This window comes from Xanthomonas sp. LF06-19 (assembly GCF_034105425.1).
Classification (GTDB): Bacteria; Pseudomonadota; Gammaproteobacteria; order Xanthomonadales; family Xanthomonadaceae; genus Xanthomonas_A; species Xanthomonas_A sontii.
On the sequence record NZ_JAXGGH010000014.1, the window covers coordinates 24,724 to 46,320 of the forward strand.

At 68.6% G+C, this 21,597-nt stretch carries 19 protein-coding genes; 9 read left to right on the top strand and 10 right to left on the bottom strand.

The features are described from left to right. Window positions 1–232: 232 nt before the first annotated feature. The 4 genes from SLW55_RS19840 to SLW55_RS19855 all read left to right on the top strand — a co-directional run bounded on the left by SLW55_RS19840 (window position 233) and on the right by SLW55_RS19855 (window position 4,975). Entirely contained in the window at window positions 233–1,210 is a 978-nt protein-coding gene (locus tag SLW55_RS19840; protein ID WP_295949316.1) for a LacI family DNA-binding transcriptional regulator, read from the top strand. A gap of 1,177 nt (window positions 1,211–2,387) precedes the next feature. Then, window positions 2,388–3,098: a L,D-transpeptidase family protein gene (locus SLW55_RS19845; RefSeq protein ID WP_244150116.1), complete on the top strand. Its 711-nt coding sequence runs from the start codon at window positions 2,388–2,390 to the stop codon at window positions 3,096–3,098. Next, window positions 3,095–4,390 carry an APC family permease gene (locus SLW55_RS19850; protein ID WP_152246938.1) on the top strand — a complete coding sequence of 432 codons (1,296 nt, stop codon included), beginning with the start codon at window positions 3,095–3,097 and terminating at the stop codon, window positions 4,388–4,390. The genes SLW55_RS19845 and SLW55_RS19850 overlap by 4 nt, the downstream gene beginning before the upstream one ends. An 87-nt stretch (window positions 4,391–4,477) precedes the next feature. Further along, complete coding sequence (locus SLW55_RS19855) at window positions 4,478–4,975, top strand: hypothetical protein (protein ID WP_295907504.1); 498 nt, start codon at window positions 4,478–4,480, stop codon at window positions 4,973–4,975. Window positions 4,976–5,095: 120 nt separating this feature from the next. Here the strand turns inward: SLW55_RS19855 and SLW55_RS19860 are convergent, their stop codons facing one another. Then, window positions 5,096–5,602, bottom strand: a complete 507-nt coding sequence (locus SLW55_RS19860; RefSeq protein WP_295941739.1) for a hypothetical protein — start codon at window positions 5,600–5,602, stop codon at window positions 5,096–5,098. Between the two features lie 170 nt (window positions 5,603–5,772). Between SLW55_RS19860 and SLW55_RS19865 the strand changes: the two genes are divergently transcribed. Further along, the gene (locus SLW55_RS19865) at window positions 5,773–6,081 is read left to right on the top strand and encodes a hypothetical protein (protein ID WP_320745607.1); all 309 of its coding nucleotides are present in this window, start codon (window positions 5,773–5,775) and stop codon (window positions 6,079–6,081) included. A gap of 226 nt (window positions 6,082–6,307) precedes the next feature. Here SLW55_RS19865 and SLW55_RS19870 read toward each other — a convergent pair whose 3' ends face one another. The 8 genes from SLW55_RS19870 to tsaD all read right to left on the bottom strand — a co-directional run bounded on the left by SLW55_RS19870 (window position 6,308) and on the right by tsaD (window position 16,181). Continuing rightward, the gene (locus SLW55_RS19870; RefSeq protein WP_267082671.1) at window positions 6,308–7,450 is read right to left on the bottom strand and encodes a PQQ-dependent sugar dehydrogenase; all 1,143 of its coding nucleotides are present in this window, start codon (window positions 7,448–7,450) and stop codon (window positions 6,308–6,310) included. A gap of 135 nt (window positions 7,451–7,585) precedes the next feature. Beyond that, window positions 7,586–8,029: an inner membrane protein YiaA gene (yiaA, locus tag SLW55_RS19875; RefSeq protein ID WP_017908676.1), complete on the bottom strand. Its 444-nt coding sequence runs from the start codon at window positions 8,027–8,029 to the stop codon at window positions 7,586–7,588. A gap of 456 nt (window positions 8,030–8,485) precedes the next feature. After that, entirely contained in the window at window positions 8,486–10,660 is a 2,175-nt protein-coding gene (locus SLW55_RS19880; protein ID WP_320745608.1) for a glycoside hydrolase family 3 N-terminal domain-containing protein, read from the bottom strand. Between the two features lie 259 nt (window positions 10,661–10,919). Next, on the bottom strand, window positions 10,920–11,861 hold the full coding sequence (locus tag SLW55_RS19885; RefSeq protein WP_320695121.1) for an alpha-E domain-containing protein: 942 nt from the start codon (window positions 11,859–11,861) through the stop codon (window positions 10,920–10,922). After that, the gene (locus SLW55_RS19890; RefSeq protein WP_010341631.1) at window positions 11,861–13,309 is read right to left on the bottom strand and encodes a circularly permuted type 2 ATP-grasp protein; all 1,449 of its coding nucleotides are present in this window, start codon (window positions 13,307–13,309) and stop codon (window positions 11,861–11,863) included. Before SLW55_RS19890 ends, SLW55_RS19885 begins: the two co-directional genes overlap by 1 nt. Window positions 13,310–13,388: 79 nt before the next feature. Then, entirely contained in the window at window positions 13,389–14,678 is a 1,290-nt protein-coding gene (locus SLW55_RS19895) for a mechanosensitive ion channel domain-containing protein (protein WP_320745609.1), read from the bottom strand. Beyond that, a complete protein-coding gene (folB, locus tag SLW55_RS19900; protein WP_017912042.1) occupies window positions 14,675–15,028 on the bottom strand; it encodes a dihydroneopterin aldolase in 354 nt (117 codons plus the stop codon). The genes SLW55_RS19895 and folB overlap by 4 nt, the downstream gene beginning before the upstream one ends. Before the next feature lie 70 nt (window positions 15,029–15,098). After that, the gene (gene tsaD, locus SLW55_RS19905) at window positions 15,099–16,181 is read right to left on the bottom strand and encodes a tRNA (adenosine(37)-N6)-threonylcarbamoyltransferase complex transferase subunit TsaD (protein ID WP_320745610.1); all 1,083 of its coding nucleotides are present in this window, start codon (window positions 16,179–16,181) and stop codon (window positions 15,099–15,101) included. A 122-nt stretch (window positions 16,182–16,303) separates the two neighbouring features. On the opposite strand from tsaD, the gene rpsU reads away from it, so the two are divergent. From rpsU to dnaG, 4 genes are all read left to right on the top strand, one after another. Next, entirely contained in the window at window positions 16,304–16,519 is a 216-nt protein-coding gene (rpsU, locus tag SLW55_RS19910; RefSeq protein WP_003465342.1) for a 30S ribosomal protein S21, read from the top strand. Between the two features lie 245 nt (window positions 16,520–16,764). After that, a complete protein-coding gene (locus SLW55_RS19915) occupies window positions 16,765–17,211 on the top strand; it encodes a GatB/YqeY domain-containing protein (protein WP_017912044.1) in 447 nt (148 codons plus the stop codon). 139 nt (window positions 17,212–17,350) lie between these two features. Then, complete coding sequence (locus SLW55_RS19920) at window positions 17,351–18,265, top strand: YihY/virulence factor BrkB family protein (RefSeq protein ID WP_026143465.1); 915 nt, start codon at window positions 17,351–17,353, stop codon at window positions 18,263–18,265. A gap of 71 nt (window positions 18,266–18,336) precedes the next feature. Then, window positions 18,337–20,079, top strand: a complete 1,743-nt coding sequence (gene dnaG / locus SLW55_RS19925) for a DNA primase (RefSeq protein WP_320745611.1) — start codon at window positions 18,337–18,339, stop codon at window positions 20,077–20,079. A gap of 128 nt (window positions 20,080–20,207) precedes the next feature. Here the strand turns inward: dnaG and SLW55_RS19930 are convergent, their stop codons facing one another. Next, window positions 20,208–21,359: a hypothetical protein gene (locus tag SLW55_RS19930; protein ID WP_320745612.1), complete on the bottom strand. Its 1,152-nt coding sequence runs from the start codon at window positions 21,357–21,359 to the stop codon at window positions 20,208–20,210. Window positions 21,360–21,597: the final 238 nt, after the last annotated feature.

The window sequence follows — 21,597 nt, forward strand, 5'->3', positions numbered from 1 at the left end:
CCGTTTCAGGATTGCCAGACGACGCGCGATAAAGGCTCCCCCCGAGCCCGACTGCCGCTGATTGATAGCGCTATCATCGCGTCACGGCGCAGACTACGCACCCGGGACATCGCTTGTCATCATGCGTCGCAACAAAGGACTGCATTCCTTGAAGAACACCCCCAAAACGACGCGTCGAAGAGGGAACGCCATCACCATCGACGACGTCGCGGCGCATGCGGGTGTCTCGCCGATGACCGTCTCGCGCGTCACCCACGGTCACGCCGGCGTGCGCGAGAGCACGCGCGAGCGGGTGATGCGCAGCGTGCGCGCACTGGACTACCGGCCCAACCCGGCCGCCAGCGCGCTCGCCGCCGCGCAGCACACCTGCATCGCGTTGATCTACACCAACCCCAGCTCCAGCTATCTGCGCGAACTGCTGGTCGGCGCGCTGCGTGGTTCGACCCGCGTGGCGGCGCAACTGGTGATCGCCACGTGGGACGGACTGGGTCCGCGGGCACGCCGCGAGGCCGCACGCACGCTCTGCAGCAGCGTGGCCGGCGTGATTCTCCCCGCGCCCTTGTGCGAATCGAAAGCCATCGTCGCCGTGTTCGTCGACGCCGGCATTCCCGTCGTCTCCATTGCGTCGAGCCGGTTCAGCGACAGGCTGTCCTGCGTGCACATCGACGACCGCCGCGCCAGCCATGACATGGTCTCGCACCTGATCGCGCACGGGCATACGCGCATCGGCTACATCACCGGCGACCCGAACCAGACCGCCAGTGCGCACCGCTGGCAGGGTTACCGCGATGCCCTGGCGGATGCGGGCATCGACTACGACGCCGCGCTCGTGCAGCCGGGCGACTTCACCTATCGCGCCGGGCTCGAGGCCGCCGAGCGACTGTTGGCGTTGCGGGCACGCCCCAGTGCGATTTTCGCGAGCAACGACGACATGGCATCGGCGGTGGTGTCGGTGGCGCATCGTCGCCGCCTGAAGGTGCCGGAGGATCTGTCGGTGGTGGGATTCGACGACACGTCGGCATCGACGATGGTGTGGCCGGAGCTGACCACCATCCATCAGCCGGTGGCGGACATGACCGATGCGGCCATCGATCTGTTGTTGCGGGACATCCGGCAGGCGGCTGGTGCCGAGCGCGCGTATGTCGATCATGTGGTGCCGCATCGATTGGTCGCGCGCGATTCGGTGTTGCGGCCTTCGCTGGTTCGCTAGCACCGTGCCATAAGCGAGAGACCGGGAAGCCGCTGCAGATGCGGCGCCTGTGTCTCAGGTACGTAAAACGCTCATTCGCCGAACGTTTTTGCCGTTGCCGTTGCCGTTGCCGTTGCCGTTGCCTTTGCTGTGGCTGTGGCTGTGGCTGTGGCTGTTGCTTTTGCTGTTGCTTTTGACTTACCGGGTTCCCTTCCGAAGCGGCGAACCAGGCGGGAAAAACCCGAAGGGCGGCGCACATGGACGTGCGCCGTCCGCGGCAGGGGCAGGATGCCCCTTCCGCGGATCCCGCCTGGTTCGCGGACCCGGAGCGCGCAGCGCGGAGGGCGCGTAGGCAGGGCGCGCTTTCTTTTGGTTACCTTTTCTTTGCGCGAGCAAAGAAAAGTAACTCGCCCGAGAGGGCGAAAGCCTTTGCTGTTGCTTCAAGCTTTCGTGTCAGACAAGAAGAACCGTAGAAGCGGCTTCAGCCGCGACCAACGTAATCGGTCATGCATGTCGCGGCGTAAGCCGCTCCTACAATCCAGCGGCCGCCGTAGTAATAGCAAGTGCAAGAGCAAGTGCGATAGCGAGAGCAAGTGCAAGAGCAAGAGCAAAGCTTTCGCCTTGCGGCGAGTTACTTTTCTTTGCTTGTGCAAAGAAAAGTAACCAAAAGAAAGCACACCCTGCCTCGCGCCCTGCGCGCTAACGCGCTCCGGGTCCGCGTCCAGCCCGGGGATTCGCGGAAGGGGCATCCTGCCCCTGCCGCGAACGGCGCACATCCATGTGCGCCGCCCCTTCGGGGTTTTTCCCCGGGCCGGCCGCCGCTTCGGAAGGGAACCCGGCAAGTCAAAAGCCGGAGCAACGGCAACGGCAACGGCAACGGCGTGGATCAGCTTGCTCTGGCGCAGCGCGGACACTCACGACACAACACCCATACCGCCGCCCACACGTCACCAACACATACACCACTCGCCACCCACCGCATCGGCCAAGTCGTCGACAAGATCACCGCACCAGCGCGCGCCATCCGCCTCGCAACTGCGCTACCTTGCACCCAAGGCGCGCCCTCGCGCCCAAGTCGCCCCCAGAGATCCCCATGCCCCTGCTCCATCGGTCCCCCGCCGCGCCACCGCATGCCGGCCACCATCGCGCCTGGCGCATCGGCTTGGCCCTGCTGTGCGCCCTGATCGCCGCGCCCGGCATGGCCGCCGACACCACCGTGCCGGCCGTGCAGCGCGCGCAGCAACTGATCCTGGTGCTGGCGCCTGACTGGGACAGCCCGCAGGGCACGTTGCAGGCGTTCGAGCGTGATGCACAAGGCTGGCGTGCGCAGGGCAAGGCCTTCGACGTGAGCCTCGGCAGTCACGGCAGCGCCTGGGGCCTGGGCCTGCATCCGGCACAGACGGATGGCCCGCAGAAACGCGAAGGCGATGGCCGCAGCCCGGCCGGCGTGTTCACCATCGGCGAAGCCTTCGGCTATGCGTCGCGCATCGACAGCGCCATGCCCTACCAGGCGATGCAGCAGAGCAACTACTGCATCGATGTGCCCGGATCGCCGCTGTACAACCAGATCGTCGATGCCGACAAGGTCGGCAGCGCCGCGGTGGCCGGGTCCACCGAACCAATGCGCCTGGACCTGCAACACGCCGGCGATCAGCGCTACCGCGAAGGCTTCGTGATCCAGCACAACGCGCAGGCCACGCCGGGCGCCGGCAGCTGCATCTTTGCGCACCTGTGGCGCGCGCCCGGCGCGCCCACCGCCGGCTGCACCGCGATGCAGCCGGCCGACATGCAGCGGCTGCTGGCGTGGTTGCGGCCGTCCGCCGCGCCGCTGTTCGTGCTGCTGCCGCGCGATGCCTACCGGCGCCTGCAGGCCGAGTGGGCGCTGCCGGCCGTGGAGCCGGCGTCGTGAGCCAGGCGCCCGCACCCGGGCTGGTCCGCGCGGTCAGCCGCTGGCAGATCGTCGGGTTGTCGATCAACGACGTGATCGGCAGCGGCATCTACCTGCTGCCCGCGGCCACCGCCGCCCTGCTCGGGCCGCTGAGCCTGTGGGCGGTGTTGCTGGCCGGTGTGGCGGTAGCGCTGCTGGTGCTGTGTTACGCGCAGGCGGCCAGTTACTTCGACGAACCCGGCGGCAGCTATCTGTATGCGCGCGAGGCGTTCGGCCGTTTCGCCGGCTTCGAGATCGGCTGGATGATCTGGCTGACCCGGATCAGTTCGGCAGCGGCGCTGAGCAACGGGCTGGCCGATGCGGTGGTGCGCTTCTGGCCGGCCGCGGCCGGGGGCGGCGCGCGCCTGGCCATCGTGATCGGCTCGCTCGGCCTGCTCACCGCGATCAACGTGATCGGGGTGAAGTCGGCCGCGCGCACCGGCGTGGCGCTGGTGATCGGCAAGCTGGTACCGCTGCTGCTGTTCGTGGCGATCGGCGTGTTCTACGTGGACTGGTCGTGGGCGTTCTCGGGCAAGACCCCGGACCCGCGCGATGTCGGCAACCTCGGCGAGGCGGCGTTGCTGCTGCTGTTCGCGTACGCCGGCTTCGAGAACATCCCGGCCGCCGCGGGCGAATACCGCAATCCGCGCCGCGACGTGCCGTTCGCGCTGATCACCATGATCGTCACCGTCACCCTGATCTATGCCGCGGTGCAGGTGGTGGCGCAGGGCACGCTGCCCAACGTGGCGCAATCGGCGACGCCACTGGCCGATGCCGCCAGCGGCTTCGGTGGCGAAGCGCTGGCGCTGATCCTCACCGTCGGCGCCACCATCTCCATCCTCGGCACCACCAGCAACACGGTGATGCTGGGGCCACGCTTCCTGTTCGCGCTGGCCAAGGACGGCTACGGCCCGGCGTTCCTGGCACGGGTGCATCCGCGCTTCCGCACGCCAGCCGCGGCGATCCTGCTGCAAGGCGTGCTGTCGCTGGCGCTGGCGCTGTCCGGCTCGTTCGTGCAACTGGCGCTGCTGTCGATGGTCACCCGCCTGTTCGCCTACATCGGCACCGCCGCGGCGGTGCTGGTGCTGGCACGGCGCTATCGCGATCGGCCCGGCGCGCTGCGGCTGCCGGGCGGGCCGTTGATCCCGCTCGCGGCGCTCTTGCTGGCGCTGGCGCTGCTGCTCAGCGCCAGCTGGCAGAACCTGGCCGCCGCGGGCGTGGCGCTGCTGGTGGGCGCGCTGTTCTATCGGTTCCCGCGCAAGGACGCGGCATGAACGCCTTCACGCCGCCTTGCGCGCAGGTCACGCGCGGATAACCGCGGCGCCCGGACGCTGGACGCCCACCAGCGAGAGCCGCCCGCCATGAAACGACGCCGCGTCTACAGCGCTCCGGATCTGCCCACCGCCACGCGCGCACTGCAGGCCGCGCGCGGTGCCGGCCTCGACAACGACGACCTGTCGCTGGTCGCACGCGGCGACATCGAGCTGGACGCCATCCCCGACGACCGCAAGGAAGGCAAGACCGACACCGTACCGGCCGCGGCGCGCGGCGCCCTGGGCGGCGGTGCGGCCGGGCTGCTGGCCGGGCTGGCGGCGATCGCGGTGCCGCCGCTGGGCATCACCCTGGCCGGCGCCGGGGTCATGGCCATCGCCGGCGCCCTGGTCGGCAGTTGGTCCTCGGCACTGGTCGGTTCCACCGTGCCGGATCCGGTGCGGCGCAACTTCGAAGAGGAAATCGAGGCCGGGCGCATCCTGGTGGTGATCGAAGGCGAGCCGGAGCTACTGGACGCCGCCGACGCGCCGCTGCGCGCGGCCGGCACCACGGCCTTGCCTTACGAAGCGGCGGCTGCCGCGCACTGACATCACGCCAGCTAGGCCAGGCCTGGCGCGAGACGTTCTCCGTTGCGCAGTTCCGTACTGACGCGGTTGCACGGCCCGAAGGCCCGCCGTCATGGCGTCGTCATCGGCAGGCGCGTTTCGTCAGGCGGCCGGTGTCAGCGACCGCATGCGCACCAACAGACCCGCGGCGTACACCAGCCCATAGGCGATCAGCGCCGCGGCGATGCTCATGGTCAGCGGACTGGCGTTCTGCAGGGTTTCCGCGCTGCCGCCGGCGAACGCCCCACTGGCCCAGCGCCAGGCCAGACGCCCGAGCAACAGCACGCTCAGCGCGGCGCCGATCCAGGGATTTGGCGTATACCAGCGCGCGCCGTCCTGCAATTCGATGCGGGTGTGATGCAGGGCGAAGCCGCCCAGCGCGGCGCCGCCCACGGCGCCCAGCGCCATGCCCAGGCGCACGGCGGGCAACTGGACGGCCAGCCAGGTCAGCAGGACCGCGACCAGCAGCAGGAACCCCAGCCGCACGCCCGTGCGCCGCGGCTGCCAGGGCTGGCGGCCGAAGTAGCGGCGGATGCGTCGGTAATACAGCCAGCCGACGCCGGCCGTGGCCAGGTACGGGGTCAACAAGGCGATGCCGTTGGCGGCCATGGGATTTGCCGGAAGAGAGGGGGCGTAGCGGCGGATCGTAAGCCACCCTGATCGCCGGCGCAGCCTGCCAGAAGGCATGAATGTTTCATATCGCGATCACGCCGCGCAGGGGCGGGTTTAACGCCGGCGTGGCTAGCGTTAAGCGCATTCATCGCCCACGGAGAACCATCATGAGCATTCCGTATCAGATTCCCGGCCGTGCGCCCAACGACGAGGACCGCAACAGCGTCTCGCAGTACTGGCGCGATCGTTTCGCCGACGAGCCCTATTACAGCGAAGGCGAGCGGTTCGAGGACTACGAGCCCGCCTACCACGCCGGCCACGAGGCGCGCATCCGCGACTTCAACCGCGCCTACGAGCAGGTGGAAGCGGAACTGCACCGCGACTGGGACAACAACAAGGGCTCGCAGACGCTGAGCTGGAGCAAGGCCCGCCACGCGGTGCGCCGCGCCTGGGAGCGTGCCGGCAACGGCGAATAAGGCGACACGCCACGTTCCCACCTGTAGAAGCGGCTTCAGCCGCGACAGGCTTTCTCAGTAAAGACCGTCCTCAGTAAAGCCCGTCGCGGCTGAAGCCGCGCCTACGAAGGCAGCACGGCGATGTTCCTGATCGCACCCACGCCGCCAGCATCGACGCATCGGCAGGCGCGTGCGCCCCACGCCGCTCACCCGGCAGCGGCGCAACCGCCGCTGCCGGGTGTACTCCTCAACTCTCCAGCGGCTGGAGCTTCAGCAACCGCCCACCGGCGCCATCCTCCAGCAGCCACAGCGCGCCATCCGGCCCCTGCTCCACCTCGCGGATGCGCTTGCCCATGTCGTAGCGGGCCGCCTCGCGTGCGGTCTCGCCGTTGAACTCGATCCGCACCAGCGACTGCGAGGACAGGCCGCCGATGAAGCCGTTGCCGCGCCACTGCGGGAAGCGGCTGCCGTTGTAGATGACGAAGCCGGCCGGCGAGATCACCGGCGTCCAGCTCACCTTGGGCGCGGCGAATTCCGGGCGCGTGCTGTGATCGGGAATCGGGCGGCCGTCGTAATGGTCGCCGTTGGACACGATCGGGTAGCCGTAATTGGCGCCGCGCTGGATCAGGTTCAGCTCGTCGCCGCCGGCCGGGCCCATTTCGTGTTCCCACAACCGGCCGTTGGCGTCGAAGGCCAGACCGAGCACGTTGCGGTGGCCCAGCGACCACACCTGCGCAGCGACGCCGCCGCGGTTGGCGAACGGATTGTCGGCCGGCACGCTACCGTCGTCGTTGAGACGCACGATCTTGCCCAGGTTGCCGCTCATGTCCTGCGCCGGATCGAACTTCTGCCGCTCGCTGGAACTGATCCACAGCTTGCCGTCCGGCCCGAACGCCAGCCGATGGCCGAAGTGGCCGTTGCCGGACACCTTGGGCTGCTGCCGCCAGATCACCTGCTGCTGCGACAGGGTGCCGCCGCCGCTGCTGTCCAGGGTCAGCTTGGCGCGCATCACCGCCGCGCCGCGGGTGTCGCCGCTGCCGGGTTCGGCGTAGCTCAGGTAGACCCAGCCGTTCTTGGCGAAGCCCGGATGCGGCAGCACGTCGCCGAGACCGCCCTGGCCGCCGTACGCCACGGTGGGGACGCCGCTGACCGTGCCGGTATGGCCGCTGACCGGATCGATGCGCTTGAGCGTGCCGCCTTTCTCGCTGACCAAGGCGGTGCCGTCGGGCAGGAAGCTCATCGCCCACGGTTCGTTGAAGGTGGCGACCGGCGTCGCCGAGAACGGCCAGTCGCCGCGCCGCTCGGCGGCCGTGTCGGCGGGGGCGGCGTGCGCCGCAGAGATCGCCAGGCCCATGGCCAGCGCGCAAGCCAAACCCAGGGGAGTTCGCATGACGTGCACCTATCGGTTGGGGTCGAATCCCGAACCTAGCAGAGCCCGCGTGCACGGCAAGCATGCCGCGGCCAAGCCGTGGTCGCGGTCACGACGGCAGCGGTCTGCCCGCCCGGGGCAGCGCGCCAGAGCGGATCACTCCAGCGGAGGCGGCAGCGTCTGCCCGACGTGGCGCTTGCCGCCTTGACCGGCCCCCACCGCATCGCGGGTGTTCTTCTGCACCGCCACTGCACCGAACAGGCTAAGCGCGAAGGCCATGGCATAGAAGCCTTTCTCGCTCAGCAACAAGGTTGCATTGAACAGACCGACTGCCAACAGCACCAGCGCCGCGATCACCGAGAACCAGCAGATCGAGTAATACAACCCACTCACAGGAATGTCCTCGACGCGGTCGCGCACGCTCTTTTGCAGCGAGACCGCGGAGAACAGGCCGAACAGCAGGACCGTGAAGTAATAGCCCTTCTCGTTCAACATCATTTCGGCATTCCACAAGCCGATCAGGAACCCGCCCGTGCCCAGCAGCAACGCCCCCCAGGAGGCAGCGATAAAGGCGGCGGAGGTCTTGGGCGCAGCTTGCATGAGAAATTCCTTGTGATGAGGGAAGACCAGGATCGGCGCATGGGCGAGGCGCAGCGCGCATCCCGACAACGCAACCTGAATGCATAAGGTAGAGGAAAGCGGCGAGTTACGCACCCGATCACAGTGGATGCCGCGCCGCACCCGCCGTAGACGCCTGCAGCAGGCCGCATCGGAACGCTTCCGCAGATGCAGGCGGCGTCACGCCGCGTCCTGCATGGAAGGCCGGGAACGCAGGCCGCAGGCAGGAAGCCGACGCGACGAGTACACGCGCCCACACCCACGACAGGCGTCCGTTGCGACCCCACAGAGGCACGCCAGACCATGAAAGTGGCTGCAAGAGCAGCCAGCGCGCGTCCTCCGGGCCGCATGGCGCTGCCTCCGGATCAGGGCAATCCGCGCGACCGAATCACCATCGGCGTCACGCCCAGGTCGGCGACGGCTGTCGCTGCGCCAGGCTCAGCCGGGCAGCAGCTCGAAGGCCACGGGCTCGCCGCTGGCCGAGGACGCGCACACCCACAGGTCGAACAGGCCCGGCTCGGCCGCGCACTGTCCGTCGCGGCCGGTGAAGGCCAGCGCGTGGCGATCGAGGGTGAAGCGGACCTCCATGCCCTCGCCTGCGGCCAGCCGCACCTTGCGGAACGCCTTCAACTCGCGCACCGGGCGCACCCGGCTGGCAACGCGGTCGTGGATGTACAGCTGCACCACTTCCTCGCCTTCGCGCTCGCCGACATTGTCGATGCGCGTGGTCACGGTCAGGGTGTCGTCCCAGCCGACCTGGGTGCGGTCGAGCTGCGGCGTGCCGTAGGCGAACTGCGTGTAGCCGAGGCCGTGGCCGAACGGATACAGCGGCGCGTTCGGCACCTCGCGCCAGCGCGACTTGAACTCGCTCATCGTCGGGAGTTCCGGCCGGCCGGTGCGCGGGTGGTTGTAGAAGTACGGCTGCTGCCCGGCATCGAGCGGGAAGCTCACCGGCAGGCGCGCGGACGGGTTGTAGTCGCCGAACAGCACGTCGGCCACCGCCGGGCCGGTCTGCGTGCCCAGGTACCAGGTCACCGCGATCGCCGCGGCATCGCGCACCGCGCCCTGCAGCGCCAGCGCGCGGCCGTTGCGCAGCAGCACCACCAGCGGCGTGCCGGTGGCGGCGACCGCCTCGGCCAGCGCCTGCTGCGCCGGCGGCAGCACGATCTGCGTGCGCGACTGCGCCTCGCCGCTGTAGCGCTGCGGCTCGCCCAGCGCCAGCACCACCACGTCGGCGCCGCGCGCGGCGGCCACCGCCGCCTCGATGCCGCCGTCCAGCGGCGCTTCCAGGCCGCAGCCGGGCACCACGGTCAGCGCCTGCGCGTCGGCCAGCGCGGCGCGCACGCCGGCTTCCAGGGTCACGTAGCGGCTCTTGTCGCCGAACAGGGTCCAGCAGCCCTCGATGTTGTCGCGATCCTGCGCGAACGGGCCGATCAGCGCGATCTTCTGGCCCTGCTTGCGCAGCGGCAGCACCGGGCCGTCGTTCTTCAGCAGCACGATCGAACGCCGCGCCGCGTCGCGCGCCAGCGCATCGTGCGCGGCGATGTGCGACAGGTCGGCCTCGCGCGCCGGGTCCAGCGAACGGTACGGATCGTCGAGCAGGCCGATCGCTTCCTTCAGTTCCAGCACGCGGCGCACCGAGGCATCCAGCAGCGCCATCGGCACCTCGCCGTCCTCCACCAGCGACGGCAGGTGCGCGGCGTAGAAGCCGCTCTGCATGCTCATGTCCATGCCGGCCAGGAAGGCCTTCTTGGTCGCGTCGCGCTCGTCGGCGGCATAGCCGTGCGCGATCAGCTCCATGTCGGCGGTGTAGTCGGAGATCACCACGCCGGGGAACTTCCATTCGCCGCGCAGGATTTCGGTCAGCAGTTCGTGGTTGGCGCTGGCCGGCACGCCGTTGATGTCGTTGAAGGAGGTCATCACGCTCAGCGCGCCGGCCTCGAAGGCGGCCTGGAACGGCGGCAGATGCACGTCGCGCAGGGTCTGCGGGGCGATGTCGACGCTGGCGTACTCCATGCCGGCGGCGACCGCGCCGTAGGCGGCGAAATGCTTGGGCGTGGCCAGCAGCGCGTCGTCGGCGCGCAGGTCCGGCCCGTGGAAACCGCGCACGCGCGCGGCGGCGAAGGCGCAGCCCAGCACCACGTCCTCGCCGGCGCCCTCGGCGCCGCGGCCCCAGCGCTGGTCGCGGGCGATGTCCACCGCCGGCGCGTAGGTCCAGTGGATGCCGGCGGCGGTGGCCTCGACCGCGGTGGCGCGCGCGGTGCGCTCGGCCAGTTCCGGCTCGAAGCTGGCGGCCTCGCCCAGCGGGATCGGGAACACCGTGCGCATGCCGTGGATCACGTCAGCAGCCAGGATCACCGGGATCCCCAGCCGGCTCTCCTCCAGCGCCACCTGCTGGATGCGCCGCCCCAGTTCCGCGCCGACGCCGTTGAACAGCGAGCCGACCCGGCCGGCGCGCACCTGCTGCAGCACCTCGTCGGCATTGCGGACGTTGGCTTCCGGATTCACGTCGGGGGCGAACGGGCGCACCATGTCGGCGAAGACGCCGAGCTGGCCGACCTTCTCCTCGACGGTCATGCGGGCGATGAGCGATTCGATACGATCCGAAGCCATGGGGTCCTTTGAGAAAACGTTTACATAGCCGCCAATTCTAGCTCTGCGGCCAGTCGATGGGGCAAGTTCCGGCGCCGGAATCGCCTATTCATAAAACTGTCTACCGACCGGGGCCGACCCTGCCGCCGCGCACCATACGCCGGCGAAGGGGCGCCGCCTAGGGGGGACTGGAGGGAGAGCCGGGCCCGGCTCAGCCCGGCGCTGATCCCGGATCGCCGCGGCCGGCCGCTGGCGCAGCGCACAGGCCGCCCGCCTCAGCTCAGGAGCTGAAGTAGGCCTCGGCGATGGCGCTGTGCAGGTGGCCGAGGTGGGTCTGGATCTCGTCCATGAACCCGGCCGGGTTGTGCTGCGCCAGGTACGCCGGGTCGGCATTGCGCACCAGCCCGCTGATGCGCATCAGCGCGCGCTCCACCGGCGGCCGCGGCGGCATGGTCGGCAGGATGTGCTGGGCGCGGACCAGGCAGAAATGCACGCTGCGCGGGAAGTCGTTGTTCTGCAGCAGGAAGCGCAGCGCCTGCTCGCCGGTGACGCGCTGGCGCACGTGGCGGCGGTACATCTGGTAGGCGGCCTGCGCGCGCAGCACGCTCATCCACTGCATGGCCTGGTAGGCCTCGCGGTCGTCGGCCTTGCGCGGGGTGATCAGGCCCGAGGCACCGGCATCGATGATGCGCGTGGTCATGTCGGCCTGTTCGATCGCAGTGCCCAGGCGCAGAAACTGGAAGCCGATGTCGCGGCTGACGTTGGCGGTCAGCAGCCCGGACACCTTCAGGCAGGCGTCGGTCACGTGGCCCAGGAACTCCATGCGGTAACGGCGGCCGACGCTGCGCTCGCCGTTGGCGTCGATGTACAGGTGCAGGTCGTTGACCGCTTCCCAGATCTCCTGCGGCAGGGTGTCGCGGATGCTGCGCAGCAGTTCGCGCGCGTACTGCACCGAACTGCGCAGCGAGGACGGATTGCGCTCGTCCAGCAGCAGGAAGCGCACCACGTCGGCGTCGCCGACGTCGTCGCCGGCGTTGGGGAACCACAGCGCGAAGATCTCGCCGGCGCCGACCGTGTCGATCATCGGCCGCCAGGCGAAACGCACCGAGCGCGGCAGGTCCAGCTGCAGCAGGCTGCCCACTCCCACCAGCCGCGCGGTGGTCTCGGCGCGGCGCACGTAGCGGCTGAACCAGTAGAGGTTGTCGGCAACGCGCGAGAGCATCAGTCCAGCTCCTCGTCCAGGTCCACCACCCAGGTGTCCTTGGCGCCGCCGCCCTGCGAGGAATTGACCACCAGCGAGCCCTCCTCCATCGCCACCCGGGTCAACCCGCCGGTGGTCACGTAGACGTCCTCGCGGGACAGGATGAACGGGCGCAGGTCCAGGTGCCGCGGCGCCGGCCCGGCCTCGGTCACGATCGGCGCGGTGGACAGGCCCAGGGTCGGCTGCGCCATGTAGTTGCGCGGGTCGGCCAGGATCAGCTTGCGGAACTGCTCGCGCTGGCGCGTGGTCGAGCGCGGGCCGATCAGCATGCCGTAGCCGCCGGACTCGTTGGCCGGCTTCACCACCAGTTCGTCCAGGTGCTCGAGCACGTACTGGCGGTCCTTGTCGTCGTGGCACAGGTAGCTGGGCACGTTGGGCAGGATCGGCTCCTCGTCCAGGTAGTAGCGGATCATCTTCGGCACGTAGGCGAACACCACCTTGTCGTCGGCCACGCCGGCGCCCGGCGCATTGGCCAGCGCCACCTTGCCGGCGCGCCAGCTGCGGATCAGCCCGGCCACGCCCAGCACCGAATCGGCGCGGAACGCCTCCGGATCCAGGAACAGGTCGTCGACCCGGCGGTAGATCACGTCGACCCGGCGCGGTCCGTACACGGTGCGCATGTAGGTGCAGTCGTCGTCGGCCACGAACAGATCGTCGCCCTCGACCAGCTCGATGCCCATCGCCTGCGCCAGGTAGGCATGCTCGAAGTAGGCGCTGTTGAAGATGCCCGGGGTCAGCAACGCGATCACCGGCTGGTCGCCCGGGCGCGGCGACAGCGCCGCCAGGGTGTCGTAGAGCTGCGCCGGGTAGTCGTCCACCGGCAGGATCGCACTGGTCTCGAACAGCTCCGGGAACACCCGCTTGGCGACCATGCGGTTCTCGAGCATGTACGACACGCCGCTGGGGATGCGCAGGTTGTCCTCCAGCGCGTACAGCGTGCCGTCGGCGTCGCGCACCAGGTCCGAGCCACACACGTGCGCCCACACCCCCAGCGCCGGAGTGATGCCCACGCACTGCGGGCGGAAGTTGACCGAGTGCTCCAGCAGCATCGCCGGGAACACCTTGTCCTTGACGATGCGCTGGGCGCCGTAGATGTCGCCGATGAACAGGTTGAGCGCGCGCATGCGCTGCTTCAGCCCGGCCTCGGTGCGCTGCCATTCGTGCAGCGGGATCACCCGCGGGATCAGGTCGAACGGCAGCGTGCGGTCGACGTTGCGGCCGTCGGAGTAGACGGTGAAGGTGATGCCCATGACCCGCGCGGCGACGTCGGCGGCGAGCTGGCGTTCGGACAATTCGCGTCCACTGAGGCTGGACAGGTACTCGATGACCCGGCGCGCGGCCGGACGTGGCTGCCCATCGGACTGGATCAGCTCGTCGAAGGTGGCCGTGCGGTACTTGCTCCAGTCCATCGCGCCCCTTGTTGCTGCGGGCCGGCGGCGAGAGGCGCCGGCATGTTGTCCCGCAACATGCCCGCAGACGTGACAGCCGTCAAGCCGCCGGCGGCGGCACGGCGTCCGGGGCGCGGCGGATCCGCGCGCTGTCCATGAACATCGCGTCGCTGGAAGCCTGGAACACGCGCAGGTCGAAATTGGGCAGGATCGCCAGCAGGTGATCGAACAGGTCCGCCTGGATCTGCTCGTACATCGCCCAGCGGGTGTCGTTGGCGAAGCAGTACAGCTCCAGCGGCAGGCCGTTGGCGCCGGGTTCCAGCTGCCGCACCAGCAGGGTCATGTCCTGGCGCACGTGCGGGCTGGCGCGCAGATAGTGCTCGACGTAGGCGCGGAAGGTGCCGAGGTTGGTAATCCGGCGGCCGTTGATCGGCGCCACCCCACGTTCGGCCAGCGCCCCGTTCCACGCGCCGAGTTCGTCGCGCTTGCGGTCGATGTACTCGCGCAGCACGGTCAACTGCCGCATCTGCTCGATCTCGGCAGCGTCGAGGAAGCGCACACTGTGCTGGTCCAGATATAGCGCGCGCTTGATCCGGCGCCCGCCGGCCTCGCTCATCCCGCGCCAGTTCTTGAACGAGTCGCTGATCAGCTTCTTGGTCGGGATGGTGGTGATGGTCTTGTCCCAGTTCTGGACCTTGACCGTATGCAGCGCGATGTCGATCACGTCGCCGTCGGCGTTCTGCTGCGGCATCTCGATCCAGTCGCCGACGCGGACCATGTCGTTGGAACTGATGGTGACGCTGGCCACCAGCGACAGCAGGGTGTCCTGGAACACCAGAATCAGCACCGCCATCATCGCGCCCACGCCCGACAGCAGGATCACCGGCGACTTGTCGACCAGCACCGACACCATCAGCACCGCCGCGACCACGCCGAGCACGATCTTGAGCAACTGCATGTAGCCCTTGATCGGCTTGTTGTGCGCGTCCGGGCGCCGTTCGTAGACGTGATTGAGCAGGTCCAGCACGCGCGACAGGGCCAGCGCCACGGTCAGCACGATGAAGGCGGCGCAGACGTTGCGCACCACGCTGACCATCGCCGCCGGCAGATGCGGCACCGCGCCGATGCCCAGCGACAGCACCAGCGCCGGGATCACGTTGGCCAGGCGCGGGATCACGCTCAGCTTCACTTCCTTGTCGCTGAGCACGGTGGCGCGCAGCACCCGCCGCAGCCCGCGCAGCAGGATCCGCTTGGTCACCCAGTTGGCCAGCCACGCCGCCAGCAGCAGCGCCACGATCACCATCGCGTCGTAGGCCCAGGGATACGGCGCCAGGGTGTGCTGCAGGTCGGCGAAGAAACGCGCGCCGGGCAGCGATGCCTGCGTGCTCATGCGCGGCTGCGCTCGATGATGACCCCCACTGCCTGCGCTCCGCGCACCGCGCCCGGCTTGCTCAGCTTCAGCCGCAGCCACTGCACGTCGAATTCTTGCAGCACCGCTTCCGCGCAGCGCTCGGCCAGCGTCTCGACCAGCCCGTAGCCGGACTGCTCGACCAGCTCCACCAGGCGCTTGCTCACCGCCTTGTAGTTGAGCGTGTCGGCGATGTCGTCGCTGGCCGCGGGCTTGCGGTTGTCGAAGCCCATTTCCAGATCGAAGCGCAGCGTCTGCCGGATCCGCCGCTCCCAATCGTAGATGCCGATCAGCGCGTCGATTTCCAGACCTTCGATGAAGACTTTATCCATGGGGAGCGGGGAATGGGGAATAGGGAGTGGGGAATGGTAAGAGCAGAGGCAAAAGCGGCGCGTGAGCCGCTCACGATTCCCGATTCTCCATTCCCGATTCCCGACTTGCCGCCAATGGCGGCAAGTCCGCCATGTCCCAGCGCGGCGTCACCTGCACCGCGGACGCGGTGTCGTGCAGGCCGGCCTGCAGGCGCAGGGCGCCAGCGAAGGCGATCATCGCGCCGTTGTCGGTGCACAGCGCCGGGCGCGGGAAGCAGGCACGGCCGCCACGGGCCTGCGCCATCGCCTGCAGCTTGGCGCGCAGGCGCAGATTGGCGCCGACGCCGCCGGCGACCACGATGGTGTCGCTGCCGGCCGCCTCCAGCGCGCGCTCGCACTTGATCGCCAGCGTGTCCACCACCGCGTCCTCGAAGCCGCGGGCGATATCGGCGCGCACCACGTCGGACTGGTCGCTGTCGCGCCAGGCCAGCAGCACCTGGGTCTTGAGCCCGGAAAAGCTGAAGTCCAGGCCGGGCCGGTCGGTCATCGGCCGGGCGAAGCGAAAGCGCCCCGAGGTGCCCTGCGTGGCCAGCGCCGCCAGTTGCGGGCCACCCGGATACGGCAGCCCCATCAGCTTGGCGGTCTTGTCGAAGGCCTCGCCGGCGGCGTCGTCCAGGGTCTCGCCGAGCAGGCGGTAGCGGCCGATGGCCTCCACCGCGATCAGTTGGGTGTGGCCGCCGGAGACCAGCAGCGCCACGAACGGCGGCGCCGGCGCGCCGTGCACCGGGTCCGGATCCTCCATCAACGGCGCCAGCAAGTGGCCTTCCATGTGGTGCACGCCGATCGCCGGCACCTCCAGCGCCCAGGCCAGGGCGCGGGCCACGCCGGCACCGACCAGCAGCGCGCCGACCAGGCCCGGGCCGGCGGTGTAGGCCACCCCGTCCAGGTCGCGCACCCGCAGGCCGGCCTCGGCCAGGGTCTGGCGGATCAACGGCAGCAGCTTGCGCACGTGGTCGCGGCTGGCCAGCTCCGGCACCACCCCGCCGTACTCGGCGTGCAGGGCGATCTGGCTGTACAGCGCATGCGCACGCAGCGCGGCCGCCCCGGAGCGGGTGGTGTCGTAGACGGCGACGCCGGTTTCGTCGCAACTGGATTCGATGCCGAGCACGTTCATGGGGTGCATTGTGCGGCCGAATCGGCGGCAGGCCAAACGGGGTGCTTGCAGCCGCGAAATCTGTCGCTATAATGTGCGGCTCGCCGGGCCTGACCCGGTCACCATTGTGTCCCGGAGATTCCATGCCCAGCGTTAAAGTCCGCGAGAACGAGCCCTTCGAGTTTGCGCTCCGTCGCTTCAAGCGCACCTGCGAAAAGGCCGGCGTGCTGGCCGAAACCCGCAAGCGCGAGTTCTACGAAAAGCCGACCCAGGAACGCAAGCGCAAGGCCGCTGCTGCGGTGAAGCGCCAGCTGCGTCGCACCTCGCGCGACGTCACCAAGCGCCAGCGTCTGTACTGAGGATCGCGGCCTGCGGTAGCGGGATGTGCCGGTTTCGGCATCCGTTACGGTAAGCCCACGAAGCCGGCACGCGCAAGCGTCGCCGGCTTTTTGTGCGTCTTCCACCTTGGCCAGGCGCTCCGCCCCGCGCGGGCATCGGTCCCATCCCTGTCCCTCGGCACCCACGTGCCACCTCGGCCACGGCCAGCGCCAGCGCGCTTGCCTAGAATGCCCTTCCCCCTTTTCTCTTCCCTGTGGAGCCCCTCATGACCCTCAAGCAGCAGCTCACCGACGACATGAAGGCCGCGATGAAGTCCGGCGACAAGCACAGCCTGGGCGTGATCCGGCTGATCAACGCCGCGATCAAGCAGAAGGAAGTGGACGAGCGCGTGGAGATGGACGACGCCGCGGTGATCGCGGTGATGGACAAGATGGTCAAGCAGCGCAAGGACTCGGTGAGCCAGTACGAGGCCGCCGGCCGCGACGACCTGGCCCAGGTGGAGCGCGAGGAGATCGTGGTGATCGAGCGCTACCTGCCGAGCAAGATGGGCGAGGCCGAGATCGTCGCCGCGATCCAGGCGGCGAAGGCGCAGACCGGCGCCGCCAGCCCGGCCGACATGGGCAAGCTGATGGCCGTGCTCAAGCCGATGCTCGCGGGCAAGGCCGACATGGGCCAGGTCTCGGTGCTGGTCAAGCAGCAGTTGGCCGGCTGACCGCACCGATGCGTTAGCGCGCGGCGGGCTTCACCCGCCTTTCGGCGACGGGCTGCTACAACGCCGGCAAGCCCGCGCCCCCTTCTGCGCGCAGTGCGGGACCGGCGTTGCGACGCCGCGCGCCGAAGGTCCCGCGCCCATGTCCATGCCCCTGTCGTCCGATCGCCTGCACAAACATCTCGACCGCCTGCAGCAGAGCCTGCCGGCCGCGCTGGTGCGGCGCTTCGTCGAGATCGACGTGATGACCCAGGCGGCGTCGCTGTCGTTCTACGCGCTGCTGTCGCTGGCGCCGCTGCTGGTGCTGCTGCTGTGGCTCACCGCCTCGCTGTATCCGCAGGCGCAGGAGGCGTTGATCGCGCAGATCGGGCAACTGGCCGGGCACGGCGCGCGCGAGGTCGCGCAGACGGTGATCGACAACGCCAAGAACCAGCCCAGCGTGGGCTCGCTGGCGGGGCTGTGGAGCACCCTGTTGCTGTTCGTCGGCGCCACCGCGGTGTTCGCGCAGTTGCAGAACGCGCTGAACCTGATCTTCCGCACCGACAAGCAGCGCCTGGACGGCCTCATGGCCTGGCTGAAGAAGCGCGTGTTCTCCTTCGGCGTGGTATTCGCGCTGGGCTTCCTGCTGCTGATCTCGATGATCCTGACCACCGTGCTGCAGGTGGTGTTCGCGCGGATGCCGTCGGTGCTGCCGGCGGTCGGCTACGTCTCGACCCTGGCGATCTACGTGCTGGCCTTCGCCGTGCTCTACCACTACCTGCCCGACCGCCGCGTGGAATGGCGCCAGGCCATCATCGGCGGCGCGATCACCGCCTGCCTGTTCGTGGCCGGGCGCTACGCGATCGGCCTGTACATCGCCACCGCCGCGCCCGGCAGCGCCTACGGCTCGATGGGCGCGCTGGTGATCCTGCTGGTGTGGATCTACTACGCCACCGTGGTGTTCTTCGTCGGCGCGCTGATCACCGCGGTGATCGACGAGCGGCTGCGCTCGCACAGCAAGCTCGTCGCGGCCGGGATCGACCCGCGCAGCGCTGCGCAGGCACCGCCGGCGCCCTGACCGCACGGTGCTGAACCACACGCAGGCCGCGCGGCCAGCGTGACGGCGCACGCGCGTGGCATCCTATGCGGATGGCCCGCATCCCCGACGCATTCATCGACGACCTGCTCGCACGCACCGACATCGTCGAGGTGATCGGCACGCGCGTGCCGCTGAAGCGCCAGGGCAAGGAGTACGCGGCGCGCTGCCCGTTCCACGACGAACGGTCGGCCTCGTTCACGGTGTCGCCAACCAAGCAGTTCTACCACTGCTTCGGCTGCGGCGCGCACGGCACCGCGATCAGCTTCCTGATGAACTACGACCGCCTCGAATTCCTCGACGCGGTCGACGAGCTGGCCAAGCGCGCCGGCATGGAAATCCCGCGCGACGCCCAGCAGCGTGGCGCGGCGCAGGCCGCCGGCGACGACCACCGCGACCTGTACTCTGCGCTGGAAGCGGCGGCCAAGTTCTTCCAGCGCCAGTTCGACGGCAGCGAGAAGGCGCGCGTCTACCTGGACGGCCGCGGCGTGGACGCGGAAAACCGCGCGCGCTTCCAGATCGGCTACGCCCCGGACGGCTACAGCGCGCTCAAGGACGCGCTGGGCACCGACGAGCGCCGGCTCAAGCTGCTCGACCGCGCCGGGCTGTTCTCCAAGAACGACCGCGGCCACGTCTACGACAAGTTCCGCGACCGGGTGATGTTCCCGATCTTCGACCGCCGCGGCCGGGTCATCGCCTTCGGCGGCCGCGTGCTCGACAAGGACGACGGCCCCAAGTACCTGAACTCGCCGGAAACCGCGCTGTTCCACAAGGGCCGCGAACTGTACGGCCTGTGGCAGGTGCGCCAGGCCAACCAGAAGATCGAGCGGCTGATCGTGGTCGAGGGCTACATGGACGTGGTCTCGCTGTTCCAGTTCGGCGTCACCCAGGCGGTGGCGACGCTGGGCACCGCGACCACGCCGGACCATGCCGAACTGCTGTTCCGCAACGCGCCGGATGTGTTCTTCTGCTTCGACGGCGACGCCGCCGGCCGCCGCGCCGGCTGGAAGGCGCTGGAATCGGTGCTGCCGCGGATGAAGGACGGACGCCAGGCGTTCTTCCTGTTCCTGCCCGATGACGAGGATCCGGACACCATCGTGCGCAAGGAAGGCGCCGCGGCCTTCGACGCGCGCCTGGTCCAGGCCACGCCGCTGTCGCAGTTCTTCTTCGACGAACTCTCGCGCGAGATCAACCTCGGCACGCTCGACGGCAAGGCGCGCCTGGCCGAACGCGCGCGGCCGATGCTGGCGCAGATTCCCGACGGCGCCTTCGGCGACCTGATGCGTCAGCGCCTGGCTGAGCTCACCGGCATCGGCGCCGCCGCACCGGCAGTCGCCACGGCCGCGGCGAGCCGGCCGCCGCCGCGCGCGCCGCGCCCGGCGCACAAGCGCAGCCTGGTCCGCGAGGGGATCGTGCGCCTGCTGCAGGCGCCGTCGCTGGCGCTGGACCTGCCGCCGCCCTACCCGTTCGCCGGCCTGCGCCTGCCCGGCATCGAACTGATGATCGAACTGCTGCAGATCGTGCATGCGCGCCCGGAGATCACCACCGGCGCCCTGCTCGAACACTTCCACGAACGCGAGGAACTGGCCGCACTGCAGAAGCTGGCGGTGCAGGAGATCGCCGGCGAGACCGCCAGCTGGCGCCAGGAACTGCACGACGTGGTCGTGCAGCTGGAAAAGCAGACGCTGCAGCAGCGCCTGGACGAACTGCAGGCCAAGCAGCGCGCGCAAGGGTTGGACGAGACCGACAAGTACGAGCTGCGGGAACTGTTGAAGGCGCGTGCGGGGCTGCATTGAGTCTGGCGGCAGACGCAGTCGCCGCCACCAGGCCTTGCGTTGCATTCCATGGGGCTATCGCCACCGCGACACGATTGGCCATTCTAGGCAATCGTGTCGCGGCAGCGTTCGCGCCGAGCTTGCGCTATTCAGGACTGCGCCAGAGCAGATGCACCGCTTTTCGCTTGAAGCCGCAAAAGCAGCGCATACAGTTCCGCGTCCTCGTCCATTTCCAATGTCAGCAGCTCCTGCGGCGGCGGCAATACCGGTTTGATGTGGGGTGCAATCAGCGAGGCGTAGGCTTTGGTGTGCTGGTTTTTCGCCTCGATCATGAATCCCAAGGCGGTAGTCGGGACAGCGCCCGGTGTGCCGAGAAGTTCTTGATTGGGGATTTGCTTGTAGCTGATCTTGGACAATTCCGCATTCGCTATCGCTTTTTTGACTTCTTCATCGATCAGCGGTATCGGCTTGTTCCCGTAAAGCGTGCTTATCTGCGCGAGCATCCCGGTATCCCAGGCATGCGGCACCACGTCGTAGGAGTTCCAGACTTCGCGATTCCACACCCGATAGCCATCGCCGGTCGTCGGCGGCAACGTCGTATTGAAAAGCTCGGCGAAGGCGGCATTGCCTGGCGTGGCACCGGCGGTCGGGTAGCAATAGACTGCCTTGCTTCCGTCCAGCCAGTGGTTGCTCTTGAGCCAGGTCGCCACGGTCGGCGACAGCGCACCACCCAGGCTATGGCCGGCGAAGATCACGGTCGCGCCGCTGCTCGCGACGTTTTTCAGGAACGTCGCCAACGTATCGCCTTGGGATTTGACAGATGAAGGACTCGCCATGTTCAGCAAACGCCAGACGCCCAGCGCCGTACCCAGCGAAATGACGGTATTGGTCTCGGTCGGCGACGAAAGCGGAACCGGCTCGGTGTGTGCGGTGGGATCGTAGTTCGAGAAGTCCACCACCTGGTTGACCCCGAAATCTTCCATGTACCAGTCGTAATGCGAGATCGGATTGGTGGCGGCAATCGCTACGACATAGACGTCTCCGGCAAGACTGCCCAAGTTGCTCGACTTGGCCACGTACATGGCATTGTCCGAGACATTCGAACCATCCGCTTGCCAGACCTGCGGCCCCCACACCAGTTCCCAATTGCCGATTGTCTGCTGTGCTACCGGAGACGCCAGCGTCGCCAGGATGGTCTTTTGATAGTCCTTCTGTAGCTGTTCCGCTGAGCCGAATCTGAAGCTGACCCAATTGGCCAAGCTCGAAAGCGCAAACACGGTCTGGTACTGATCGTATTGCATGTGCGTGCTCCTGATCCCTGGAGAAGCGGGAGGCGATTGCGCACGCGTGGCGCGCCATCGTGCCCGACGCGCTCCCCCACTCGGACGGGCAAAGGCAATCTAGCAAACCACCGATGCGCGCATCCGCCGGAAACGACCGACACCGCAACATGTCTGCGAGTTGTCTACGCGGTGCGTCCTGATTCGCGTGCGGGCGCCATACTTTCTAAAATGCACCACTCCCCCCCGCTCTACCTTC

Coding starts and splice junctions, on each gene's coding strand:
- SLW55_RS19885 (WP_320695121.1), bottom strand. CDS start 11,861: ATGCTCTCGCGCGTTGCCGACAACCTCTACTGGTTCAGCCGCTACGTG.
- SLW55_RS19895 (WP_320745609.1), bottom strand. CDS start 14,678: ATGAGCACGCAGGCATCGCTGCCCGGCGCGCGTTTCTTCGCCGACCTG.
- SLW55_RS19880 (WP_320745608.1), bottom strand. CDS start 10,660: ATGGCTTCGGATCGTATCGAATCGCTCATCGCCCGCATGACCGTCGAG.
- rpsU (WP_003465342.1), top strand. CDS start 16,304: ATGCCCAGCGTTAAAGTCCGCGAGAACGAGCCCTTCGAGTTTGCGCTC.
- yiaA (WP_017908676.1), bottom strand. CDS start 8,029: ATGCAAGCTGCGCCCAAGACCTCCGCCGCCTTTATCGCTGCCTCCTGG.
- SLW55_RS19855 (WP_295907504.1), top strand. CDS start 4,478: ATGAAACGACGCCGCGTCTACAGCGCTCCGGATCTGCCCACCGCCACG.
- SLW55_RS19845 (WP_244150116.1), top strand. CDS start 2,388: ATGGCCGCCGACACCACCGTGCCGGCCGTGCAGCGCGCGCAGCAACTG.
- tsaD (WP_320745610.1), bottom strand. CDS start 16,181: ATGAACGTGCTCGGCATCGAATCCAGTTGCGACGAAACCGGCGTCGCC.
- SLW55_RS19930 (WP_320745612.1), bottom strand. CDS start 21,359: ATGCAATACGATCAGTACCAGACCGTGTTTGCGCTTTCGAGCTTGGCC.
- SLW55_RS19870 (WP_267082671.1), bottom strand. CDS start 7,450: ATGCGAACTCCCCTGGGTTTGGCTTGCGCGCTGGCCATGGGCCTGGCG.
- SLW55_RS19890 (WP_010341631.1), bottom strand. CDS start 13,309: ATGGACTGGAGCAAGTACCGCACGGCCACCTTCGACGAGCTGATCCAG.
- dnaG (WP_320745611.1), top strand. CDS start 18,337: ATGGCCCGCATCCCCGACGCATTCATCGACGACCTGCTCGCACGCACC.
- SLW55_RS19840 (WP_295949316.1), top strand. CDS start 233: ATGACCGTCTCGCGCGTCACCCACGGTCACGCCGGCGTGCGCGAGAGC.
- folB (WP_017912042.1), bottom strand. CDS start 15,028: ATGGATAAAGTCTTCATCGAAGGTCTGGAAATCGACGCGCTGATCGGC.
- SLW55_RS19860 (WP_295941739.1), bottom strand. CDS start 5,602: ATGGCCGCCAACGGCATCGCCTTGTTGACCCCGTACCTGGCCACGGCC.
- SLW55_RS19865 (WP_320745607.1), top strand. CDS start 5,773: ATGAGCATTCCGTATCAGATTCCCGGCCGTGCGCCCAACGACGAGGAC.
- SLW55_RS19915 (WP_017912044.1), top strand. CDS start 16,765: ATGACCCTCAAGCAGCAGCTCACCGACGACATGAAGGCCGCGATGAAG.
- SLW55_RS19920 (WP_026143465.1), top strand. CDS start 17,351: ATGTCCATGCCCCTGTCGTCCGATCGCCTGCACAAACATCTCGACCGC.